We start from the raw sequence: 23,598 nt of genomic DNA, 5'->3' as shown, positions 1-23,598 counted from the left end.
ATCAGCGTCCGGATAACCGGCACGGAATGTAGAGCCTTGAAATCACAAGGGGTTCAAACCGCTGTTCCCAGGCCTAAGGCCACCACTCACGGAACATCTTTAATTTCGCAAATGACGCCGCGTAACGAAAGTCAGGGAAACCTGACCTACCGTATCTTTGTAACTTTTGCCGTGGCGTCAAACGAAAGATCATTGTTGTCTCTGTATCTGTATCGGCGTTGTTGAGGCTTACGATGGCTCACCATCCATCACAAACATCTGGTTGTAAAAAGCTGCTTTCAGCACTGCTTGGGCAGTAGTTTCCACATCTAAGGCTTCACGTGCAAGTCTTAAATGTTTTTCCACCGTAGCGGGAGTGAGGCCTAAGAGCACTGCAATGTCCTGTGTCGTCTTGCCGTCACCTACCCATTGTAACACTTCGCGTTGACGTTTGGTCAAGTGACGCTCGCCGGTGTAGGGTAGGGTCAGCAGCTTTAGGTGCATGACGTTATTCATGACGATAATTTCGTCGCCGTGCTTTGCCCAGGTCTGCTCTACCATGTCTTGAGTGACCCCGGCACGCGCTGTCAACGCGATGGCTGCTTTGCTACGTTCCGAGATCGAGCGAAAGCTGATGGTATAGCCTGCGGTGACGTTCATTTCGCGATTGAATTCCATCACGCGCAGTTCACTTGGGGTAAGATTGTCGATCCGTCCCATATCCATCATCCAGCGCCAACTGCATGCACCATCATTGGCAAGCGCCCATTTGATCATCGGGGCATGGAAGTAATACCCCTCGTCAAAAAAGACTTTCATGTACTCTGGTGTTTGCGTCGACAAAAGGACCCAGTCCTGCGGATCCCCCAAAGAGTTCGAAGTACGGTAGCGCGTGTAACCATACATGAGACGATCAAAGCCATAGGCTTCCATCTGCTGCGTGTGCAGCTTCCACAGTTCCTCTACGGAACTGGCGTTGGTCAACCGTGATAGCTGATCAACGAGTGTTCTCATGCTTTATCCCCCACATAGTCTATCAGGGCTTGCATGGCTAGTGGATAGCCAGCTGCCCCAAACCCACAAATTTGACCGATACATACCTTTGAGATGTATGACGTCTGTCGAAATGCCTCTCTGGCGTGAATATTCGACAAATGCAACTCAATCACCGGCAGCATAATGCTAGAGATTGCATCCATAAGTGCAACCGATGTGTGTGTGTAGGCCCCCGCGTTCAAAATTACTCCGACATGCTTACCACGTGCAGCATGCATCATGTCAATCAAACTGCCTTCGTGATTGCTTTGCGCGAATTCGATTTCAATCCCGAGGTCTTTGGCTTTGTCTAAACAAAGATTTTCGACGTCTTTCAGCGTGGTCGTTCCGTAAACCTCGGGCTGGCGTGTGCCGAGCAGGTTGAGATTTGGGCCATTCAAGATGAGAAGAGATCTAGTCATATCGTTCCTTTAGCACCTTTAACTTATTGGTCAAAAGGGAAATTATGGTTAGAACTCCCCCTAGCGCAGGCTTTAAAACAGTGGGTTCGAACGTACAACCGTCACACTGGGTTCTCGTTCAAGTCGCGCAATATCGTCCTCATACAGTTTGGTCAGGTGTTTGCGTTCCCAAGCATTCCACGGGTCAAAGCCGGGATTATCTGCATTTCGCGGGTATTGTTCTTGGATATCGCGAATCTGCTCTGAGGCTACTGCGATACCTTTAGTCAAAATTAGATTTTGAATTTCTGCCATCGCACGGGCAGAGGCCGAGGGACGTTTCTTTTCGTCCTTTGGCGTTTTGAATTTGGAAATGTCGATTTTTTCGCCAACGATATTCCGCAATATTTGCCCAGTCATATTCGGATCGTTTCGAAAGTCTTCGAATTTCCAAACGTAGATTTGTGCATCGGGAAAGTAGTGGCTAACCCGTGCAATAACACCATTCCATCCCAAAAGATTATTCATAACGCGATTGACCATGGTATCGGCGAAAATCACATTTGGACTAAAGGGACGTAAGGAGCGGATATATTGAACATATGCGGCAGCAAAGAAATCAGCATAATTTCTGACTGCGAGGTGTACTTCGCGGACCGGAAATGGAATCTCGTTTGCAGTCACGCGCATGAATGCGTCGCGAAACCGATAGAGCGATCCACGCTTTGCGCAATGACCGCAATGCCCGGCAAGGTTTTCGTCACTCAGTATCAGACGTTCAGGCGCCATTTCCCGCAGAGGTTCAAAGAACGCAGTGGTCATCTGACGCAGCTTCTTGTCATCAATGATATCTTTGCGCTGTATATTTAGATGTAAATAGCTGTTTTCCTGACAGGGGACAGTGAAACCCTTTCGCATCTGGCGGTGGTGGACGTAGTGCACGCCACGTTTGTCCATAAAACCTTGATTGCGATGCAGTATCCGTTGCAAGTAGGTCGATGCCGTCTTGTGGAAGCCACCATGAAGGACCGTGTAAGGAACGGTCATTCTATGCACCAATGCGGCGCTTATAGCGCCGAAAGCTTGCTCTGACCCGGTCGGCCATCACGTCTCGTCCGGCTTCGCTGTAGTATTTCTGCAAAGATCCCGCAAACCAAGGAAGCTTACGCCGTTCACGGTAAAGTTGATAGAATAGCTGTGGTGTAATTTCGCCAAACAGCCCTTCGTGCATCAAAGGTTTAAGGGCATCAACCTTACGCAAGAACACGGCTGATTTGTGGTTTGAAAACCAACACTTATACCCGGTTACATTCGGCCCAACCAGTCGCTCAAAGTGCTTGCGATCCGGTTCAAAATACGGGTCATAAAAGACGCTCACTGGCCCGCATCTACCCAAGATGCCACGTGCATCACTCAGGGGCAGGGACCAGTCCTGCCGACGCCCAATCCAATAGCGTTCTTCCCAAGGCACCAATTCAGGATTAAGCGTCGTTTGCGGGTTAAAGGCCATGACATGCGATCCGGGTACCAAAGAGGCAAAAACCAACGCAGCAAACGCACCCATTGAAGAACCGGCAAAGACCACACGCTCATATCCTTCGAAGAACCCTTCATTGGCCAGGTTCTGAAAGCGTTCGATCAAGACTGGATCGCGATACCACAGCTTACCATGGGCAAAGACACCGAGGTGAGAAATACTTTGGCTTTTGGCGAACTTGAATCCCCACGGGACCCGATCTGGACTATCGTCATTCACATTCGAAAGATTATCAAAGGTGACATAGAGCGTGGGCCGCAATCGCCGGACAAACATGATCGAGTGACGCGAGCCTTTTTCAAAAAAACCTTCACCAGTACCGCCTGGCGACAATTCTGCGAACCAAAGGGGCAGGGCAGGTGCATCTGTTTGCACAGCGTTTTCTTTCTGAACGGTTTTGTCTTTGATCTTGGCGGGCATGCGACCTCGAGTGCGTTGTGACCTTCACCCTACTAACGGTTTCAACGGCGCATTAAAACTGCTCATTCATCACCTTGTGCAAGACTGCCCATGTAATTCGGGTTGACACACGCAGTAACTCAGCAAAAACAAAAGGGAGTAAACTGGTTCAATCCGCACGAGGAATGTTTGATGAAGATCGCAGTCGCTGGGTTAGGGTATGTTGGGCTATCCAATGCGGTATTGTTTGCGCAGCATCAAAATGTCGTCGCCATCGATATTGATGAAACGCGTGTCGCACAGGTTAATAACCGTGTCTCCTCGATCGAAGATGAGGATATATCAGCGTTTCTTGCCAATGAGGAATTATCTCTAACGGCGACGACTGATCCTGAGACAGCATATCGTGATGCCGATTTTATCGTCGTTGCGACACCAACGAATTACGACCCGCGCACGAACCACTTTGACACCACAAGCGTCGAAGCCGTCATCGCCGCGGCATCCCAGATCGCACCTGACGCGGTCATTATCATTAAGTCTACGGTTCCGGTGGGCTTTACACAGCAATTGCGAGCGGAAACCGGGCAAGAGAATATTATCTTCTCGCCAGAGTTCCTGCGCGAGGGTAGGGCGCTTTATGACAACTTGCATCCTTCACGTATCGTTGTCGGTTCGCATAGCGATGCAGGCAAACAGTTCGCCGATCTCTTGATCGAAGGTGCCGTGAAAAAAGACATGCCGGTTCTCTTTACTGATGCGACCGAGGCAGAGGCGATCAAACTCTTTTCAAACACCTATCTCGCGATGCGCGTTGCATATTTTAACGAACTCGATAGCTATGCTATCGCGCATGGCCTCAACTCGCGTGAAGTGATTGAAGGTGTGAGCCTCGATCCGCGGATCGGCACACATTACAACAACCCATCTTTCGGCTATGGCGGATACTGTTTGCCCAAAGATACCAAGCAGTTACTTGCCAATTATGATCAAGTACCTCAAAATATAATCGGCGCCATCGTACAGTCCAATCGCACACGAAAAGACTTTATTGCAGATCAGATCATTGCCCAAAAACCAAAAGTTGTGGGCGTTCATCGATTGGTGATGAAATCAGGTTCCAGCAACTTTCGAGACAGTTCAATCCAAGGGATCATGAAACGTATTAAGGCGAAGGGCATCGAATGTATCGTCTATGAACCCGTGCTTGAGGACACATTGTTCTTTAACAGCCGTGTGGTCACGGACCTAGACGCCTTTAAGGCCGAAGCAGATTTGATCCTGGCGAACCGACACTCAGATGAACTGAGCGATGTTGCCCACAAACTCTACACCCGCGATCTCTTTGAGGTAGACTAATGACACAACAAACAATTCTCGTCACAGGTGCTGCGGGCTTTATTGGTTTCCACTTGTCGCAGCTGTTGCTGGGTGAAGGTTGGAAAGTGGTCGGCCTCGATAGCCACAATGATTACTACGATCCAGCGCTGAAATCTGCACGCGAAGAACAGTTGCGCGGTCATGCCGATTATCGGAGCGTTAAGGGCAGGGTGGAGGAACCCGGTCTCTTGATGGAGCTCTTTGAGACCCACAAATTTGACGCGGTTGTCCACCTCGCTGCGCAAGCCGGCGTCCGGTATTCTATCGAAAACCCAAGAGCTTACACAGAAGCGAACCTCATGGGTACGTTTGAGCTCTTGGAAGCTGCACGCGCATTTCCACCCAAACATCTATTGCTCGCATCAACCAGTTCGGTCTACGGCGCGAATACGAAAATGCCGTATCGTGAAACAGATCAAGTTGATCATCAAATGTCCTATTATGCCGCGACGAAGAAAGCGACCGAAGCCATGTCGCACAGCTACGCGCATTTGTTTGATCTTCCTGTGACAATGTTTCGGTTCTTCACGGTTTACGGCCCATGGGGTCGACCTGATATGGCACCATACCTCTTTACCAGTGCGATTATGGCTGGCGAGCCAATCAAGGTTTTTAACCACGGCGATATGAAGCGCGACTTTACCTTCGTCAAAGATCTCGTGCGCGGCATTCGACTACTCATTGACGCAGTACCAGTGCGACCAACAGATGGCATAGTTCCCGAAGGCGACAGCCTGTCACCAGTCGCGCCTTGGCGCGTTGTAAACGTCGGCAACGGAGAAAGCGTCCCACTGATGGAATTCATCGGAGCGATCGAACGAGCCTCAAACCACACAGCAGTGAAAAACATGTTACCAATGCAAGCCGGCGATGTGCCAGCCACCTGGGCCGACAACACGCTGCTACGCAAACTGACCGGCTATACCCCAGAAACCAGCGTCTCGGACGGCATCAGTCAGTACGTTGACTGGCACCGTAAGTACTACGGCGGAGCATAATATTCGCTCCATTATATAACATAATACTGATTATGCGAATACTGCACTTGGTAGCAGCAAAGCTAAAATGTCACTCATCTGCAATTCAGAAGTGTTACTCTTGCGCCGCCTCATCGCTGCCAGACAAATCGAGCGTAAAGTGAAACGCGCTTTCAATTAACACGCTATTGCAACCGTGGCATCGTGGATGAGCCGTTAGCGAAAACGCACCTCCGCACGAACAGCGTTTGATATCGAGCTTGTCATTGACGCTGAGCGCCAGCGCTTCGACTTTGGGCCCGACATCAGCCCAGCTTGCACCCATCGCAAAGGTCTCGCTCAGGTTATCCAGCGCATTAACGATCTCTAGATGATCGTAGGGGTTAATCTCTTCTTCGGATTTCGTGGCGCAGTCTGAACAATGGTACAATTCCCAAGTTGGGTCGAACCCGACACCTTTGGGAGAAAGGTCATGTGGCAGCCCACATCCCTCACAGTGAATGACCAACCCGACCGTGATGAGGTCGCTGTAACGTGCATAATCTTTGTCGGCCCGCTTTAGTTTTTCGTTGAACGCAAAAAACGCAGGAGTGTTCAAACAATTGAGATGCACCGCATACCAAGGGTTATCGTCAATGAGCGGATTACTCGTATCCAACTCTTTGTTTCCACAAACACAGCAAGGGCGTTCCGTCATAAATTTTCTCAAATTATCCTTAACTCCCATGAGTAGAGTTTCGATTGGCTCGATATGCAACCACCAATATATTTTTCGGGAACAACCTAGCCCCACAAGGCTAGTGAAGCGTTCCGAACCTAAGACGTGCATCAAACAGTTTAGGGGAAGAAAACGTGCATTTCCCCTACCCTTACTCACCGTATTCCACCACTTAATCAGTATATTCGCTGCTTTTCTTGAAACTCAGTCGATGGGGCTATTCCTTTGGGGCGAAGCAATGCATAAGTGCTCAGAACACAGACCAAGTCACAGGACCGACGAAATTGACACTCCCTAGTTACGATCTTTTTGTTCTCGCCGCAGGCGCGATACTGTTTGGACTATATTTGTTGGTTAAGGGTGGCGATTGGACGATTGATGCGGCGGTGTTCATCGCGCAACGCACTGGGCTGTCTCCGTTGTTTATTGGCGCGACAATCCTGTCATTTGGGACCTCTGTGCCAGAGCTCTTTACTTCGGTGAATGCTAACCTGAGCGGATTTCCGGGTATCGCGCTGGGGAACGTTCTTGGGTCCAATATTGCGAATATTCTTTTGGTCCTTGGGGCCACCGCAATCATTTGCCAAATTGAAGGGAAAGCCAAAGATCTCATCAAAGATCTTGCCATGATGCTCTTGGCTACGGCGATCTTGACTTATGGGATGATCGTTGGTGTTTTTTCGTTTCTCTTGGGCGTCGTAATGTTCGCGATCTTGGTGGGCTTTGTTTTCTACCAGTACAAAACCGACAGCCTGGACGTCGAGATCGAAGAAGATGACGACGAATGCAGCATCACTTCGATGAAGGCGGGCATAGTTGTGCTTTTGCTCGGTCTTGCGGCTTTGGCGATTGGTTCGGAAATGCTGGTAAAAGGCGCAGTGGTAACCGGCACGTTGATTGGCGTACCTGAAGCGATCATCGGTATGACTGTCGTTGCATTCGGCACCTCCCTGCCCGAGCTATCCACCTGCCTAGCTGCAGCCAGAAAGCGGTCGTTCGGTATGATTTTAGGGAATATTATCGGGTCAAATACCTTTAACATCCTGTCGATCGTCGCGTTGACTGCAATCATTAAACCTCTTGAGGTGACGCCTGTCTTGATGGGCATGCAGCTATGGGCGACAGTTATCGTGGCCGTCGGTTTCGCAGTCTGGATGTTGACAGTTGGTAAGATCACGAAATTCGCGGGCATCATCATGGTAGGCAGCTATATCGCCTTTACCATCGCGCAGTACATCATCCCCAGCGCAGCTTAGGTTCTGGTTGGGAAAACTTAAAACGAACAAAGTTTTCCCAGAACCACCGTTTCCATCTCTGACCATTGCCCCTATATCTCTGTCGAAATTATATCAGTCGGGGATCCCCTAAATGAGCAAAGCAGAAATTGGCCTGATTGGCCTGGGTACGATGGGTGCCGCATTGGCACTGAACATCGCGGACAACGGCTTTGATATTGCCGTTTGGAACCGGACGAGCAGTGTGACACATGATTTTCATGCGAATGCTGGCGAGCTGGCACCCAAGATCACGCCAACTGACACACTCGAAGAACTGGTCGCCTCTATTGCAGAGCCGCGTGCAATCATCTTGATGGTTCCAGCGGGTCAGCCTGTGGATGATCAGATCGCTGCGCTACGCCCGCTTTTGGGTGAAAATGACCTGATCATTGACGCAGGCAACGCGAATTTCCACGACACCAATCGTCGAGCGGCCGAAGCTGGCGATCTGCCCTTCTTGGGGATTGGCGTTTCTGGCGGCGAAGAAGGCGCACGTTTCGGTCCTTCCATCATGGGCGGCGGTAAGCGCGAATATTGGGACCGCGTATCACATATTCTGACCGCGATCTCTGCTAAGCACGAGGATACACCTTGTGCCACTTGGATGGGTGAAGGCGGTGCCGGACATTTTGTCAAAGCCGTGCACAACGGCATTGAATATGCGGACATGCAGATGATCGCCGAAGTCTACGGCATCATGCGTGACGGAATGGGCATGGACAACGCCGCCATTGCCGACACATTCGCCAAATGGGACGCGGGTCCTTTGAAATCCTACCTTATTGAGATTTCTGGCAAAGTCGCAGGCGCGACCGATCCAAAGACCGGCAAACCAATGCTTGACGTTATCGTTGATGCCGCTGGCCAGAAAGGTACGGGTCGTTGGACCGTGATCGAAGGTCAGCTATTGGCCGCGCCGATCCCAGCGATCGAAGCAGCAGTTGTTGCGCGGAACCTGTCGTCGCAGTTGGCCAACCGCGCCGCTGGCGAAGCGCTCTTTGGCGCTGCACCGCGTCAAATCCCCCACGATACGCTTTCGCTTGATACGCTCGAACAGGCGCTCATGGCCGGGAAGATCCTTTGCTACGCGCAAGGTTTTGAAATGATCGCAAGCGCTTCGAAAGAGTTCGGCTGGTCCCTGCCCTTGCCCGAGATTGCCAAAGTCTGGCGCCAAGGCTGCATCATTCGCTCTGCAATGCTGGATGACATGTCATCCGCGCTTGGCGAGGATGAAACACGCAACCTGATGTTTGCTCCATTCTTTGCTGACAAGCTCAAGGACAACCATGAAGCGCTGCGTCAGGTCGTCGCTCAAGGCGCGCTACACGGCATCGCCCTGCCCGCTCTTTCTTCGGGCTTGGCATATTTTGATGCAATGCGCACTGCACGCGGAACTGCAAATATGATTCAGGGCCAGCGCGACTTCTTTGGGGCGCATGGGTTTGCCCGCGTTGATGGTGGTGAAGGCCATCACGGCCCATGGGGCAATAACTAAGCCCACAAAAAACGTAGGGTGGGTTTTAACCCACCCTTTTTCTTAGCCTAAAGCGTATCCAGCACCGCGTACTGTGCGCACAGGGTCATCGCCGCCATGTTGCGTCAGTACTTTGCGCAGGCGACCAACGTGAACGTCCACGGTGCGCGTATCAACATAGATGTCACGTCCCCAGACCCGATCCAGCAACATGTCACGCGACCAAACGCGTCCGGGCTTTTCCATGAATGTAGTCAATAGCCGGAACTCGGTTGGCCCGAGCTTGAGCGGGTTTTCTGCCCGTGTGACACGGTGCGTTTCAGCGTCCAAAACAATGTCTTCATAGGTGAGGACTTGCCCCACGGTCGCAGGACGTACCCGTCGTAACTGCGTCCGCACGCGCGCCATAAGTTCAGACACCGAATAGGGTTTGACGACATAATCGTCTGCGCCAGTCTCAAGACCGCGGACCTTATCGACCTCCTCTGATCGTGCCGATAACATGATCACGGGAATTGCACGGGTTTCAGATTTCACCTTGAGCCTGCGACAAACTTCGATCCCAGACAAATGCGGCATCATCCAGTCTAGAATGATGACGTCAGGCGTATCTTCCTCTACGCAGAGAAGCCCTTCTTCGCCGTTTTCAGCGCGGGTGACGCGGAACCCTTCTGCCTCAAGGTTGTAGGCTAGAACTTCGCGTTGGGCCGCTTCGTCTTCAACAACAAGAACATGTGGTTGCTGGGCCATTGCTCTAACTCGGCTCTGCTACATACGCGGTTTTGTCGCCCTTGGGTCGGGCGTCATCAGGCATTTCGCCGGTGACCAGATAGATGACTTGCTCGGCCATATTGGTCGTCAAATCCCCCATACGCTCGATGTTTTTGGCCATAAAATGCAGGTGCATGCAGGCTGTAATGTTACGCGGGTCTTCCATCATAAAGGTCAGGAATTCGCGGAACAGCGCGTTATACATCTGGTCCACTTCCTGATCACGTTGACGCACCACTTCAGCCAGTTCCGCGTCGCCACGTAGATATGCATCAAGCGTATCTTTCAGCATTTGTTCGACCTCGCGTGCCATCCGACGTAGCGCCGCATCGGCCCCGCTCACGGGGCTCATCTCGACCAAGACGCTCGTTCGTTTGGCGATGTTTTTGGCGTAGTCGCCGATCCGTTCCAGCGATGCCGACAGACGCAGCACGGTCAAAATAGCACGCAAATCTTTGGATACAGGGGCGCGCAGCGCAATTGTGCGTGCGGCTTCTTCGTTAATCTGCTCCTCGAGGGCGTCAATTGCTTTATCAGCAGCGCGCACAGCCTCGGCCAATTCCACGTCACGATCCGCGAGCGAATTCGCAGCGCGTAAGATTGCTTCTTCGACCAGACCACCCATTTTCATGATTAGCGTGGTGATGCCTTCAAGATCGCGGTCGTAGGCGGATGAAATATGTTCGTTCATCGAAATGGCTCCTTAACCGATCCGACCCGAAATATAGCTTTCGGTCCGGCTGTCTTGGGGGTTGGTAAAGATTTTGTCCGTGTCATCAAACTCCACGAGGTTCCCCAAGTGGAAGAAGGCAGTCTTTTGGCTGACGCGCGCGGCCTGCTGCATGGAGTGGGTCACGATCACAACCGAGAAACTCTGACGCAGTTCGTCAATCAGTTCCTCGACCTGCGCCGTCGCGATGGGATCAAGCGCAGAACATGGTTCATCCATCAGCAAGACTTCGGGTGCCGTAGCAATCGCACGTGCGATACACAGGCGCTGTTGCTGACCGCCGGACATGCCAGTGCCGGGTGCATTCAGGCGATCCTTAACCTCGTTCCAAAGCGCTGCTTTGCGTAGAGACTTTTCCACGATTTCATCAAGGTCGGCCTTATTACGCGCCAGACCATGGATTTTGGGGCCATAAGCCACGTTATCGTAGATGGATTTCGGGAATGGGTTGGGTTTCTGGAACACCATCCCGACCTTTGCGCGTAGCTGCACCGGGTCCACTTTGGGGTCATAGATGTCTTCGCCATCCAAAAGGATGTCACCTTCCACACGGCAGATATCAATCGTGTCGTTCATCCGATTAAGACAACGCAGGAAGGTCGACTTGCCGCAACCCGACGGGCCGATAAAGGCAGTGACGGTTTTGTCGGCGATATTGACATCCACATCTTTGATCGCGTGGTTGTCGCCATAAAAGACCTGAACCCCTTTGGCTTCGATCTTGATATCTTGCTGGGTACTTATTGTACGGTCCATTTGAATCATGTCTTCCATTTTTGCTCTCCTCTACCAGCGTCTTTCAAAGCGGCGACGCAGGTAGATTGCGACCGCATTCATGATTAGCAGAAAAACCAGCAATGTAATAATTGCGCCCGATGCACGTTCCACAAAGCCCGGATCGGCACGCTGTGTCCAGTTGTAGACCTGAACGGGCAACGCAGTTGATGCTTCGCCGAACAGCCCGCTTTCTGGGGTAAATGCAGCCGGGTATTCACGGACAAAGGCCACCATACCGATCAACAAGAGCGGAGCAGTTTCGCCTAAGGCTTGTGCCAGTCCGATGATCGTTCCGGTCAGAATTCCGGGCGCAGCCAGTGGCAACACGTGGTGGAACACCGATTGCATCTTGGAAGCACCCACGCCCAATGCAGCATCGCGGATTGACGGTGGAACGGATTTCAACGCTGCCCGTGTCGAGATGATGATCGTTGGCAAAGTCATCAGGGTCAGGACCAATCCGCCAACCAGCGGTGATGATTGGTTGAACTCCATAAAGTTGATAAAGATCGCGAGCCCGAGAATACCGAACACAATCGACGGCACAGCAGCGAGGTTCGAGATGTTCACCTCAATGATGTCGGTCCAGCGGTTCTTGGGTGCGAATTCCTCGAGGTATATCGAAGAGGCCACGCCAATTGGCAGTGCGAGGAACAGCACGACAAGCATCATGTAGAGAGATCCCAATATCGCTACACCGATTCCGGCAGCTTCGGGTCGCTGATCCGATGCATCCGGCCACACGAAAAAGTTCCAGTTGAACTTGGTTTGCATGATGCCAGCGTCTGCCAAGGCTTGCGCGATTTCGAGCGCTTCGGGTGATGTGTTCGCGTCGAGCGCTGCGCTCTCCATCGTGACCCGCCCCTTAAAGTAGCCGTCGATCCGGCCAGATGCCAAAAGATCGAATTGCACGGTCTGCCCGACCAAATCAGGATTGGCCAAGACGCGGTTGCGCACAGTGGCGGCCGCTTCTTTAGAGATCATGTTGCCGATGTCTTTGTTCGACAGCGTGGTCTCGATCCCTTGAGCTTCGAGAGTCGCGAGCAAGGCATTACGCAAGATGGGCGCGTAGCCGATTGTCGTCACCTTTGACATGACCTCAAGATCGCGCACACCTGATTTGTCGAGCTTCTCTTCGGGCAATGCGACCTCAAGCGAGATAAAGGTCTGCTTAAATGCGCTCAGGCCGTTGCCCAAAACCGATGTCAGCAAGATGACAAGGGCGAACATCGCGACGATTATGGCACCCAGCCCGTAGGCCTTGAAACGTGCCTCTGCGGCGTTGCGCTTACGCGTCCGTGCGTCCGTGGTTAGCAAAGAGGTCTTCATTCGTACTGCTCCCGGTACTTACGCACGATATAAAGCGCAAAAACATTAAGCCCCAAGGTGATGACAAACAGTGTCAAACCAAGAGCAAAGGCCACCAGCGTTTCCGGGCTGGCAAAGTCTGTGTCACCTGTCAGTTGGCTGACGATTTTCACGGTGACGGTGGTCATCGCCTCAAATGGGTTCATCGAAAGCCGTGCAGCGGCCCCTGCCCCTAACACAACAATCATGGTTTCACCGATCGCACGCGATGCAGCCAAAAGGACAGCACCCACAATGCCGGGCAAAGCGGCGGGAATAACGACCTGACGAATAGTTTCCGATTTCGTCGCACCCAAACCAAATGACCCGTCGCGCATGGCCTGTGGTACAGCGTTGATGATGTCATCTGACAATGAGCTAACGAATGGGATCAGCATGATGCCCATCACCAAACCGGCAGTCATCACGGATGATGCGCTTTGGCCCAATCCCATTGGAGAGGCAAAATAATCACGAAGGAACGGGCCAACCGTGATCAAGGCAAACAACCCGTAAACGATGGTCGGAATACCTGCGAGGATCTCAATCGCGGGCTTTGCAACTGAACGCATTCTGCTGCCCGCATATTCAGACAGATAGATTGCTGCAAACAAACCAATTGGCACCGCAAAGGCCAATGCGATCAGACTGATATAGAGCGTCCCCCAAAGCAATGGGATGATCCCCAAATCAGAATCGCCGCGGAAGTTTGGCGACCAACTGGTCGAAAAGAAGAAATGTTTCCAGTCGTACTGTTCAAAAAAATTGAACGTCTCGAACAACATGGAAAAGACGATGCCAACTGTCGTCAGGATCGCAATCGTAGAGGCAAAGATCAGCAGCCCCAGTATCCAACGTTCCGCAAACGTGCGGGCGCGCGTTTGCACCTTGATCCCGATCAGCGAGAGCGCAAAACCAGTGACGGCCAGTGCGATCACCACAAGGGTAAACAGCCAGCTTCCGGTTCCTTCGGTCAATCGGTTGTAAACAGAAAACAACAGGATCGCCGCGACAGGCGGTATCGCTGTTGCTAGAACGGTGTTGAGTGCATGTTGCTTGGGCAATGAAACCAGCTTGCGGATATCTCCGCCAGCGACTTGCAATGCCCGCGTCTTGGCTAGGAAGTAACCCGAGATGGTCAGGCCTAGAATCACAAGAAGCGGAAGGGTCAGCGATTGCATGATCGTTTCCAACGTATAAAGGGTTCGCATGAGGCGCCACGCGGACGCCCCATGCTCATAGTAAACTTAAGAGCCGCTGCCCATAGTGACTTCGTCAGCAACTGTCGCTTGGACTTCTGCCAGTTCTGGGTCAGAGACCAGACCGTACTCGGCCAATGGGCCATCTGGGCCAGCAATATCGTCAGATACAAAGAACTCAGCAAATTCTTTTACGCCTGGAACAACTCCGATGTGCGCCGCTTTGATGTAGAAATACAGCGGACGTGATACTGGGTAGTCCCCAGCAGCGATGCTGTCAGTTGTTGGAATAACGTCGGACATTGTCGCGACTTGCAGCTTGTCTGTGTTGTTTTCATAGAAAGCCAGACCGAACACGCCGATGCCGTTGTTGTCTGCTTCGATACGGGCAAGTGTCTCTGTGTAGTCACCGTCGATATCGACAGAACGGCCGTCTGTACGGATCGCCATACATGTGCCTTCGGCTGCATCTTCGTCGCCGCCGTTCAGGCCCATGATTGCTTCCATTGCGCCGCTTTCTTCACAGCCAGCAAGGATCACTTTTTCTTCGAAGACTTCACGTGTGCCGTGCTTTGTGCCAGGGATAAAGGCTTGGATCGGCTGTGCAGGGAACTCTGGGTTCACTTGGTCCCATGTTTCCACTGTGTTTGGAACCAATGCGCCGTCGACGACAACTTCAGCAGCCAATGCTTTGTACCAGTCTGCTGGTGTGAAGGCGAAACCGTTGCCGTTGATGTCAGATGCAAAAACGATGCCATCATAGCCAATGCGCACTTCGATGATGTCTGTCACGCCAGCAGCAGCACATGCTTCGACTTCGGATGATTTGATCGCGCGAGATGCGTTTGCGATATCAATTGTGTTTTCGCCAACGCCTTCGCAGAAACGCTTGAGGCCAGCTGATGATCCGCCTGATTCAACAACAGGTGTTGGGAAATCAAAGTTTTCGCCGAAAACTTCTGCAACGATCGAAGCATAAGGCAGAACAGTTGAGGAACCTGCAACCTGTACGTTGTCACGTGCAGTAGCAGCAGTTGCAGTCAGGGCAGCAAGAACTGCGGTTGTCGCAGTTAGTTTCATGATCGACATCAAATTACTCCAGTCTGTCAAACATCAGTTGCACGAGCACCGCGCAACCGTTGCGCCCCGTCTAGAAGCGGCGCTCGAAGCTTTTGTGACACTAGTGTAAAAGTTTTATGACAGCGGTCAAATTGGCAAGAAAACAGAGACGGTGGTACCCTGCCCCAGTTCGCTTTCGATTTGCAGCCGCCCGCGATGCCGATTCACAATGTGTTTAACGATCGCAAGACCAAGCCCGGTTCCCCCAACTTCGCGCGAGCGATGGCTATCGACCCGATAGAAACGCTCGGTCAGGCGGGCGATATGATGGCTGGCAATGCCTTCTCCTTTATCGGCAACGCTTATTTGTATGGCCTTAGAACGCAGACGCAGATCGGTCCCACTAGGGTGCACTGTCACGTTAAGACGTTTGCCCTGTGCGCCGTATTTGATCCCGTTTTCGATAAGATTGGTAAAGACCTGCACCAATTGTCCAGCATCACCCGGCACCATCTCGGTTGTTTCCGCGGCATCTAGAATCACCGTGACGCCCGCCTCTTGCGCCTGTGGTTCTAGCCCCTTGATGACCGAACCCAGCAATGCCGACAAATCAACATGTTCGCGAGGGCGGACGCGTTCGTCCTCTTCCACGCGAGACAATGACAAAAGATCATCGACAAGACGTGTCATCCGACTTGCCTCATGCGCCATAATCGCAAGAAAGCGATCTCGCGCATCCGCATCATTTCTAGCAGCGCCGCCGAGGGTCTCAATAAATCCCATCAACGCTGTAAGCGGCGTGCGCAATTCATGACTGACATTTGCCACAAAGTCGCGCCGCATCTTACCGGCATCTTCAGAAGCCGTGAGATCTTCGAAGCTCAGTACAATATCGTCACCAGCTGCGGAAATGGTCACACGGTAGGTCGTGTCCTTCGCACCGTCGCGACTGCTGTAGCGAACATTGCTCGCGGGCCCACCTCCCCGCAGGGTTGTAATTGATTCGACAACCGCTGGCTGCCGCAATGCGGAAATATAGTGTTTCCCAACCAATTCTCCGCCGAGAATATCCACGAGCGCGGTATTCACGGCCCGAACACGATCATCCGCACCAACAACCAAAACCGGCATTGGCAAGGCCTCAATCACCTCTGAAATATGGGTATATGTCAAATTCGCACCGTAATCTTTCTGTTTTTCATTTCATTTTGCGAAAAAACTGTTTGCGCTGCCGTATTTAATACGAGAAGAAAAGGAACGGGCAAACTATTGAACGCAATAGCGAATACTAATTTTAAAGTTTTATCTGTTTTCATTCGAAACATTCGCTTTGGTTGCAAATGACAAGCTAAGGTAAAGACAAATAAATTGAGGTAACGAATGGCAAAGACCAAAACGATCGTCATCGGAGATGTCGCGCGCTGGAAGGCACAAGGGCGCAATTTTTCTTCTACTGATGAATTGTCCTACGTGTCCATTGATGCGCTATGCGCTGAAACGATCGCCAAAATTTCGCCAGATACCATTCTATCGCCTCTTGTTGCCGATACTTTTGATGCGTTGGATGTTGCCGAAACCCTGCATCAAATCGGCTTTCAGGGCCAATACTGTGTCGTCGCAGATCCTCTTCCTAACAAAAAAGCCATCATCGCAGAGGTGAATGCCAAAGCACCGGGTTTACGGTTCGACATCCTTACGATGCCGTTGAACTAGCACGGCATAAGGTCACGTGCGAAACGCGCTGCATTTTCTTGGTAGTGCAGCGCAGATGCCCGCAGGCGTTCACGTGACGCGTCATCTAATGTTCGCACGACTTTTCCCGGTGCGCCCATGACAAGCGAACCATCAGGGATTACTTTACCCTCGGTGATTAGCGCGCCTGCACCGATTAGACAGCCTTCTCCGATTACGGCACCATTCAACACGGTCGCGCCCATACCAATCAGGCTGTCCCGTCCAATCGTACAACCATGCAACATGGCCTTATGCCCAATGGTGCAACCAGCACCAACCGTTAGCGGATACCCCATATCCGTATGCAGTACGCAGTTTTCCTGAACGTTACTGCCTTCGCCAATTGTGATCATTTCGTTATCGCCGCGCATGGTGGTCCCGAACCAAACCGATGCTTTGGCTGACAGGGTCACCTTGCCAATTATATGACAGCCCGGTGCGATCCATGCTGTCTCATTCACTGTGGGGCGATATTCACCAAGCGCATAACAAGTCATTCTCTTTCCCCAAATTGCGTCTGCAAAAGCCGAACATGGTTTACCAAATCAGGCTGCTGAGAACGACGCAACCGTTCTGCGCTAATGATGGTTTTCAGGCGCTCTTCGGTCGCGTCCAGATCATCATTGACCAAGACATAATCATAACCATCCCAATGGCTGATTTCATCCCAGCTTTTCTGCATCCGCGTTTCGATGACCTCTTGAGAGTCCTGACCACGTGAAACCAAGCGGCGATGCAGTTCCGTGATCGAAGGCGGCAAGATAAAGATCGACAACACATGTTCCTGAAGCGCCGAATTGCTGATCTGCTGCGCGCCTTGCCAGTCAACGTCGAACAGAACATCACGTCCCGCTTCAATTGCAGCCTGAACAGGCGCTTTCGGAGAACCGTAGTAATTGCCGAAAACGCGCGCATGCTCGAGCATGTCGCCGCTGGCTACCTGATCTTGGAATTCGGGGATTGTCACAAAGAAATAGTCTTCGCCATTTACTTCGCCGACCCGCGGTTCACGCGTGGTCGCCGATACTGAGAACCGCAGTGTGTCGTCCCATTTCCGCAAGCGCCCCGCAAGCGTCGACTTACCTGCGCCGGACGGCGAGGAGAGAATGATCAATAGGCCACGTCGGGACATCAGTTACTCCACATTCTGAATTTGTTCGCGCATCTGGTCGATCACGGCTTTTAGGTCAAGCCCTATCGCGGTCAGTGCCGGTGACTGTGCCTTGGCACATAAGGTGTTGGCCTCACGATTGAATTCCTGCGCCAGAAAATCAAGTTTGCGGCCCACCGGACCATCCGCGTTGATCAAATCGCGTGCGGCCTGCACATGCGCGCTGAGCCTGTCAATTTCCTCGGTCACGTCATTCTTAATCGCCAAGAGCGCCAATTCCTGCGCAACGCGTGCTTCCTCGACCTCGGTGATGTCTTCCATAACGCGATTCAGTGCGGTCGCGAGGTTTTCACGGGCCTGAGGTGCCCGCTCTTGTGCGGCGACTGCGGCATCGCGGGTCAAACTGGCGATTTGATCGATTTGCTCGCGCACCACTGTTTGCAGCGCCTGCCCCTCGCTTTTGCGCATTGCATTGAAGGCGCCAACGATCTCGGGGATTTCGGACAATAAGACCTTGACCAATTCAGCGTTGTCATCGTCGACTTTCGCAGGCACCAGAACGCCGCGTTGTCCCAGCACGTCGGCTGCCGTTGGTTGCGCCAGTGTCACGCCTTTGGCAAAAGCACGATCCTGAATTTGATCTAGCGCAGACAAAACTGCATCAAGACGCGCTTCATCAACGACCAGCTCTGCGGCTGTCTCTTCATGGTTCACACGCAGGTTTACGGTGACATTACCACGCGTCACCACCGCCCCGACCGCACGCCGCAATGCTTGTTCGACCCCGTCCAGGCCTTCGGGTAGCCGCATCCGTAAATCAACACCACGCGCGTTTACCGCACGCATTTCCCAGCTCCAAGTCGCTGCGCCCAATGCGCCGGTACGACTAGCGAATGCTGTCATCGAATGCGTCATATCTTACCGTCCCGTTTCCTGTTGGCACTGGTCCTATTGGATAAAGGGGCGTGGGGGCAAGCCTGCGTTCGTTAACCGTTTAACACTTTGTTAAATGAAATCGTGCTCAAACTGCGTTAAATTCTAATTAAAGGAAAACACAATTGTCCTGAGTTTAGAGTTTACAGTATCGCCGAGGATCAAATGGAAATCGTCAACAACATCCCGTTTCACCACCAAGACAGCTTTCCTGGTGCGAGCGATCCTATCCTCCAGAGCCTCGAGGCCTATTGGAATGCGCTGCGTCACGCGCGTCAAATTCCGTCGCGCAACGATATTGAGCCACGGGCGATTGATGCCGCCCTGCCCCATACGTTTATTTTGCAGCGCATTTCATCAGGGGTGGCACGGCTGCGTGTTGCGGGTCAGCAGCTACATGATCTGCTGCGGATGGATGCGCGCGGGATGCCTATTGGCACATTCTTTACGCCTGATGCCCGCGACGACATCATTCAAATTGTCGAAACGGCCTTTACCGAGCCTGCGATTATTTCGATCCCACTTGTCTCACCCGGGGCAGACCTGACTGGCACAATGCTGTTGTTGCCTTTGCGCGACGAAAAAGGCCAGACAACGCGCATTTTGGGGGCGATTGTCACGCAAGGTTCGCGCGGTCAGCGTCCATGCCGTTTCGAGATTGCCCATGACCTGCCCATTCGCCACGAAACACTGGCGCTGCGTGTCGCCTCCACCCAAGAGGCTGTGCTCTCTCAAATAACAAAAGGGCCAGATGCAACCAAGCACCCAGCCCTTCGTTTGGTTGTGAACAATCGCTGATTAGCCAGCTTTCGCTTGTTCCAGCTTATTACGACGCGCTGACAGTTCCTCGGAGACAAGGAAGGCAAGCTCCAAAGACTGCGACGCATTCAGCCGTGGGTCACATGCAGTGTGATAGCGGCTGGACAGATCTTCGTCAGTTACGGCGCGAATACCGCCTGTGCATTCGGTCACGTCCTTGCCGGTCATCTCAAAGTGAACGCCGCCAGGCACTGTGCCTTCTGCATTGTGAACAGCAAAGAATTCCTTCACTTCGCGCAGCACACTGTCGAATGGGCGCGTCTTATAACCTGTTGTCGATTTGATGGTGTTGCCATGCATCGCATCACAGGTCCAAACAACGTTTGCACCTTCTTCTTCGACGGCTTTGATCAGACGTGGCAGGTGTTCCCCGACAGAACCCGCACCGAAGCGTGCGATCAGCGTCAAGCGACCCGCTTCATTGTCTGGGTTCAACGACGCCATCAATGCTTTCAGGTGGCCAGAGGTCATGGACGGTCCACATTTCAGGCCAATCGGGTTTTGAACACCCTTACAGAATTCAACATGGGCACCATCAGGTTGGCGTGTCCGGTCACCGATCCAGATCATGTGACCCGAACCCGCAAGCCATTTGCCCGAAGTTGAATCCAGACGGCACAGCGCCTCTTCGTACTCCAGCAATAGCGCTTCGTGGCTGGTGTAGAAATCAACGGTCTGCAATTCATGGTTAGTGTCAGTGGTCAGACCGGCAGCTTCCATGAAATCAAGCGTATCTGTGATACGCGCAGCCATATCACTGTATTTCTTAACCTCATTTGCGGATGTAAAGCCGAGCGTCCACTTGTGAACCTCGTGCACATTGGCAAAACCACCTGTTGAAAATGCGCGCAACAGGTTCAGTGTTGCCGCCGCTTGCATGTAGGCTTGCGACATGCGCTCTGGATCAGGAATGCGCGCTTCTGGGGTGAAATCAAAACCGTTAATGATATCGCCGCGGTAGCTGGGCAATTCCACGCCTTCGACAGTTTCAGTCGGTGCAGAACGTGGTTTCGCCATTTGGCCAGCCATACGACCAACTTTGACAACTGGCACCTTGGCACCATAGGTCAAAACCATCGCCATCTGTAGCAGCACCTTAAAGGTATCACGGATACCATCGGCACTGAACTCAGCAAAACTTTCCGCACAATCACCACCCTGAAGCAAGAACGCCTCGCCTCTGCTCACGGCAGCTAGCTGGGATTGTAGTTTGCGTGCTTCACCGGCAAAGACCAAGGGTGGATAACTGGCGAGACGACCTTCAACAGCGCTTAGCGCGGCTGCGTCGGTATACTCAGGCATCTGTACCCGGGGCTTGTTGCGCCAGTCAGATTTTTGCCAGTTAGTCATTTTATTGCTCCATATCCATGCAAAGTGAACGAAATTTAGGTCTTTCGTATAGCGTGCTGCGGACCAAGGGCCAATACGAAAGTGAATTCCCTGACTTAGCGTCTTGAACGGATGAAATTGGGCTTGATCGGTGCGCGCAAAACTGTTTCGGTCTTTCGATACACTTTTCGGGACTTGGTGCGCATGATTGCAGACCCTCAAATCGTTGACGTTGATCACAGTGGCAAGCCACGCCACTTTGTTTTCGTGCTGCTGAATAACTTTACGATGCTTAGCTTTTCGGCCGCTGTTGAAAGCTTGCGGATCGCGAACAGAACCGCTGGTAAGTCTTTGTATACATGGAGCATTGTTAGCGAAGACGGCGAAGACGCAGTGTGTTCAAACGGCTGTGCATTTCGCGTTGAAAATGGTTTGGGTGAAACCGAGCGTGACGATACGATCATGGTATGCGGCGGTATCGGCGTGCAGATCGCGACGACCAAACGGCTGCTCAATTGGCTTAGACGCGAGGCGCGCAAAGGTGCTACAATCGCAGGCCTTTGTACGGCTGGGTATTCAATTGCAAAAGCAGGTTTGCTTGATGGCAAACGCGCGACAATCCATTGGGAGAATCACGACAGTTTTCTCGAAGAATTCGAGGATGTGACGCTGACCAAATCGGTTTTCACGATTGATGGGAACCGGATCACCACTGCGGGTGGTACGGCCTCGCTGGATTTGATGATCAAATTAATCGCTGATGACCACGGCGAGGATTTGGCCAATGCTGTCGCGGATATTCTGATCTATTCCGCCATTCGGACAGACCAAGACACCCAAAGACTATCTATTCCAACACGAATCGGGGTTCGTCACCCCAAATTGTCGCGTGTCATTCAGATGATGGAACAAAACATCGAAGAACCGATCAGCCCCGCCACACTGGCGACCGATGTTGGCATGTCGACCCGACAACTTGAACGGCTGTTTCGACGCTACTTGTCCCGCAGCCCCAAGCGGTATTACATGGAGCTTCGCCTCCAAAAGGCCCGCAATTTGCTGATGCAAACGGATATGACGGTTATTAATGTGGCCTTGGCCTGTGGGTTTGCCTCGCCGTCGCATTTCTCAAAATGCTACCGTTCGCATTATGACACGACGCCCTACCGCGAACGCGGCAGCCATGCATCACGCGCCTAAAACTTTATAACATCAACAGCTTATTTCGCGAACCTGCATCGCACAATTCAACCCTAATATATGACGTGCGGTTCCGACTTTCCTTTTGGAAACACGCTGATAAGCTGCCGCACAGGATAAAAGATCCAACTGGGAGTCTAAAATGAAAAAGCTACTACTGGCGACCTCTGCCATGACAATGATTTCAGGTGCTGCTGTAACCGCAGCAAACGCTGAAGACATTAAAATCGGTGTAATCCTTGGCTTCACCGGCCCGCTCGAATCAATCACACCAGCGATGGGCTCTGGCGCTGAGCTTGCGATGTCCGAAGTTTCGGAATCCGGTGCACTGCTTGATGGCTCCACTGTGACGCCAGTTCGTGGCGATAGTACCTGCATCGACAGCAGCGCGGCGACAACATCTGCCGAACGCCTTGTGACATCTGACAACGTCAACGCCATCATGGGCGCCGATTGTTCAGGCGTTACCGGCGCGATCTTGCAAAACGTTGCACGTGCGAACGGTGTTGTGATGATTTCACCTTCCGCGACATCACCTGGCCTGTCGACTGCCGAAGATGACGGTCTGTTCTTCCGTACCGCACCATCTGATGCGCGTCAGGGTCAGATCATGACCGAGATCTTGGGTGATCGTGGCGTCACCGAGGTTGCGCTGACATATACCAATAACGACTACGGCAAAGGTTTGGCCGATGCGTTCCAGTCAGCATTCGAAGCAGCGGGTGGTTCAGTCACAATTTCTGCAGCGCATGAAGATGGCAAAGCAGACTACTCTGCCGAAGTTGGCGCATTGGCATCCGCTGGCGGCGAAGTACTGGTCGTTGCAGGTTACGTTGACCAAGGCGGTTCTGGCATTGTGCGTTCCTCGTTGGATTCCGGCGCCTTTGATACGTTCTTCTTCCCTGACGGGATGGTTGGCGCTGCGCTCAACGAAAACTTTGGCGATGAACTGAACGGCTCTATCGGCAGCTACCCCGGCACTGATAGCACGGGTGCGGCGACATTCTTTGAAATGGCCGAGGCAGCAGGTTTCGACGGCACAAGCACATTCGCTGCCGAATCGTATGACGCAGCGGCACTGATCATGCTGGCGATGCAAGCGGCAGGTTCTTCGGCCTCTGCTGACCTCAAGGACCACGTTTTCGACGTGGCAAACGCACCAGGCGTAGAGATTTTCCCAGGTGAATTGGCCAAAGGTCTAGAGCTGCTCGCCGCAGGCGAAGACATTGATTACGTGGGTGCTTCTGCTGTGGAACTCATCGGAGCGGGTGAATCCGCAGGCAACTTCCAAGAAATTGAGTTCGCCGACGGGGTTTATTCCACCGTGAAGTACCGCTAATCAGCGAGCTTATGCAAAAAACGGCGCAGGAAACTGCGCCGTTTTACACAAATAGACATGCCAAACAGGCGTG

The 23,598-nt window shown here is 52.3% G+C and carries 24 protein-coding genes; 8 read left to right on the top strand and 16 right to left on the bottom strand.

Features of this window, described 5'->3' with window-relative positions; genetic code table 11:
• Nucleotides 1–228: 228 nt before the first annotated feature.
• From TW80_RS04800 to TW80_RS04785, 4 genes are all read right to left on the bottom strand, one after another.
• The gene (locus TW80_RS04800; RefSeq protein WP_045996166.1) at nt 229–993 is read right to left on the bottom strand and encodes a LuxR family transcriptional regulator; all 765 of its coding nucleotides are present in this window, start codon (nt 991–993) and stop codon (nt 229–231) included.
• Nucleotides 990–1,436, bottom strand: coding sequence for a type II 3-dehydroquinate dehydratase (aroQ, locus tag TW80_RS04795; protein ID WP_045996165.1), 447 nt, complete (start codon nt 1,434–1,436; stop codon nt 990–992). The genes TW80_RS04800 and aroQ overlap by 4 nt, the downstream gene beginning before the upstream one ends.
• Nucleotides 1,437–1,508: 72 nt before the next feature.
• A complete protein-coding gene (locus TW80_RS04790; protein WP_045996164.1) occupies nt 1,509–2,462 on the bottom strand; it encodes a hypothetical protein in 954 nt (317 codons plus the stop codon).
• Nucleotide 2,463: 1 nt separating this feature from the next.
• On the bottom strand, nt 2,464–3,372 hold the full coding sequence (locus TW80_RS04785) for a hypothetical protein (protein WP_052700886.1): 909 nt from the start codon (nt 3,370–3,372) through the stop codon (nt 2,464–2,466).
• 171 nt (nt 3,373–3,543) lie between these two features.
• Between TW80_RS04785 and TW80_RS04780 the strand changes: the two genes are divergently transcribed.
• Both TW80_RS04780 and TW80_RS04775 read left to right on the top strand, forming a co-directional pair.
• The gene (locus TW80_RS04780; protein ID WP_045996163.1) at nt 3,544–4,710 is read left to right on the top strand and encodes a nucleotide sugar dehydrogenase; all 1,167 of its coding nucleotides are present in this window, start codon (nt 3,544–3,546) and stop codon (nt 4,708–4,710) included.
• Nucleotides 4,710–5,729: an SDR family NAD(P)-dependent oxidoreductase gene (locus TW80_RS04775; RefSeq protein ID WP_045996162.1), complete on the top strand. Its 1,020-nt coding sequence runs from the start codon at nt 4,710–4,712 to the stop codon at nt 5,727–5,729. Before TW80_RS04780 ends, TW80_RS04775 begins: the two co-directional genes overlap by 1 nt.
• 94 nt (nt 5,730–5,823) lie before the next feature.
• Here the strand turns inward: TW80_RS04775 and TW80_RS04770 are convergent, their stop codons facing one another.
• Nucleotides 5,824–6,405: a hypothetical protein gene (locus tag TW80_RS04770; RefSeq protein ID WP_045996161.1), complete on the bottom strand. Its 582-nt coding sequence runs from the start codon at nt 6,403–6,405 to the stop codon at nt 5,824–5,826.
• Between the two features lie 305 nt (nt 6,406–6,710).
• Here TW80_RS04770 and TW80_RS04765 point away from each other — a divergent pair, with 305 nt between their 5' ends.
• Together TW80_RS04765 and gndA are read left to right on the top strand one after the other, a co-directional pair.
• Entirely contained in the window at nt 6,711–7,682 is a 972-nt protein-coding gene (locus TW80_RS04765; protein WP_045996160.1) for a calcium/sodium antiporter, read from the top strand.
• A gap of 112 nt (nt 7,683–7,794) precedes the next feature.
• On the top strand, nt 7,795–9,198 hold the full coding sequence (gene gndA, locus TW80_RS04760) for an NADP-dependent phosphogluconate dehydrogenase (RefSeq protein WP_045996159.1): 1,404 nt from the start codon (nt 7,795–7,797) through the stop codon (nt 9,196–9,198).
• A 42-nt stretch (nt 9,199–9,240) separates the two neighbouring features.
• Here gndA and phoB read toward each other — a convergent pair whose 3' ends face one another.
• From phoB to TW80_RS04725, 7 genes are all read right to left on the bottom strand, one after another.
• Nucleotides 9,241–9,927 (bottom strand): phosphate regulon transcriptional regulator PhoB, encoded by a 687-nt coding sequence (phoB, locus tag TW80_RS04755; RefSeq protein WP_045996158.1) that lies wholly within the window; start codon nt 9,925–9,927, stop codon nt 9,241–9,243.
• Nucleotides 9,928–9,931: 4 nt separating this feature from the next.
• Nucleotides 9,932–10,639: a phosphate signaling complex protein PhoU gene (phoU, locus tag TW80_RS04750; RefSeq protein ID WP_045996157.1), complete on the bottom strand. Its 708-nt coding sequence runs from the start codon at nt 10,637–10,639 to the stop codon at nt 9,932–9,934.
• Nucleotides 10,640–10,651: 12 nt separating this feature from the next.
• Complete coding sequence (gene pstB / locus TW80_RS04745) at nt 10,652–11,452, bottom strand: phosphate ABC transporter ATP-binding protein PstB (protein WP_045996156.1); 801 nt, start codon at nt 11,450–11,452, stop codon at nt 10,652–10,654.
• Between the two features lie 12 nt (nt 11,453–11,464).
• The gene (gene pstA / locus TW80_RS04740; protein WP_045996155.1) at nt 11,465–12,784 is read right to left on the bottom strand and encodes a phosphate ABC transporter permease PstA; all 1,320 of its coding nucleotides are present in this window, start codon (nt 12,782–12,784) and stop codon (nt 11,465–11,467) included.
• Nucleotides 12,781–13,983 carry a phosphate ABC transporter permease subunit PstC gene (pstC, locus tag TW80_RS04735; RefSeq protein WP_045996154.1) on the bottom strand — a complete coding sequence of 401 codons (1,203 nt, stop codon included), beginning with the start codon at nt 13,981–13,983 and terminating at the stop codon, nt 12,781–12,783. The genes pstA and pstC overlap by 4 nt, the downstream gene beginning before the upstream one ends.
• Before the next feature lie 66 nt (nt 13,984–14,049).
• Nucleotides 14,050–15,090 carry a substrate-binding domain-containing protein gene (locus TW80_RS04730; RefSeq protein WP_045996153.1) on the bottom strand — a complete coding sequence of 347 codons (1,041 nt, stop codon included), beginning with the start codon at nt 15,088–15,090 and terminating at the stop codon, nt 14,050–14,052.
• A gap of 117 nt (nt 15,091–15,207) precedes the next feature.
• Nucleotides 15,208–16,233, bottom strand: a complete 1,026-nt coding sequence (locus tag TW80_RS04725) for a sensor histidine kinase (RefSeq protein WP_045996152.1) — start codon at nt 16,231–16,233, stop codon at nt 15,208–15,210.
• A gap of 207 nt (nt 16,234–16,440) precedes the next feature.
• Between TW80_RS04725 and TW80_RS04720 the strand changes: the two genes are divergently transcribed.
• Nucleotides 16,441–16,773 (top strand): hypothetical protein, encoded by a 333-nt coding sequence (locus TW80_RS04720; protein ID WP_045996151.1) that lies wholly within the window; start codon nt 16,441–16,443, stop codon nt 16,771–16,773.
• On the opposite strand, the gene TW80_RS04715 is transcribed toward TW80_RS04720, so the two are convergent.
• Genes TW80_RS04715 through TW80_RS04705 form a run of 3 tightly spaced genes read right to left on the bottom strand, consistent with a single transcriptional unit; the run spans nt 16,770 to nt 18,808 of the window.
• On the bottom strand, nt 16,770–17,291 hold the full coding sequence (locus tag TW80_RS04715) for a gamma carbonic anhydrase family protein (RefSeq protein ID WP_045996150.1): 522 nt from the start codon (nt 17,289–17,291) through the stop codon (nt 16,770–16,772). The genes TW80_RS04720 and TW80_RS04715 overlap by 4 nt on opposite strands.
• Complete coding sequence (gene gmk, locus TW80_RS04710; protein WP_045996149.1) at nt 17,288–17,926, bottom strand: guanylate kinase; 639 nt, start codon at nt 17,924–17,926, stop codon at nt 17,288–17,290. Before gmk ends, TW80_RS04715 begins: the two co-directional genes overlap by 4 nt.
• 3 nt (nt 17,927–17,929) lie before the next feature.
• The gene (locus TW80_RS04705) at nt 17,930–18,808 is read right to left on the bottom strand and encodes a YicC/YloC family endoribonuclease (RefSeq protein ID WP_239450487.1); all 879 of its coding nucleotides are present in this window, start codon (nt 18,806–18,808) and stop codon (nt 17,930–17,932) included.
• 195 nt (nt 18,809–19,003) lie between these two features.
• On the opposite strand from TW80_RS04705, the gene TW80_RS04700 reads away from it, so the two are divergent.
• Nucleotides 19,004–19,636, top strand: coding sequence for a PAS domain-containing protein (locus tag TW80_RS04700; RefSeq protein WP_045996147.1), 633 nt, complete (start codon nt 19,004–19,006; stop codon nt 19,634–19,636).
• Here the strand turns inward: TW80_RS04700 and TW80_RS04695 are convergent, their stop codons facing one another.
• Entirely contained in the window at nt 19,637–21,007 is a 1,371-nt protein-coding gene (locus tag TW80_RS04695; RefSeq protein ID WP_045996146.1) for a class II 3-deoxy-7-phosphoheptulonate synthase, read from the bottom strand.
• Nucleotides 21,008–21,190: 183 nt separating this feature from the next.
• Here TW80_RS04695 and TW80_RS04690 point away from each other — a divergent pair, with 183 nt between their 5' ends.
• Both TW80_RS04690 and TW80_RS04685 read left to right on the top strand, forming a co-directional pair.
• A complete protein-coding gene (locus TW80_RS04690; RefSeq protein WP_045997019.1) occupies nt 21,191–22,186 on the top strand; it encodes a GlxA family transcriptional regulator in 996 nt (331 codons plus the stop codon).
• Nucleotides 22,187–22,328: 142 nt separating this feature from the next.
• Entirely contained in the window at nt 22,329–23,525 is a 1,197-nt protein-coding gene (locus TW80_RS04685) for an ABC transporter substrate-binding protein (RefSeq protein ID WP_045996145.1), read from the top strand.
• Nucleotides 23,526–23,598 lie beyond the last annotated feature (73 nt).

Source organism: Loktanella sp. S4079 (assembly GCF_000967725.1).
Lineage (GTDB): Bacteria > Pseudomonadota > Alphaproteobacteria > Rhodobacterales > Rhodobacteraceae > Yoonia.
Note: the sequence above shows the minus strand (reverse complement) of the source record. Positions and strands in the feature narration are given on the sequence as shown.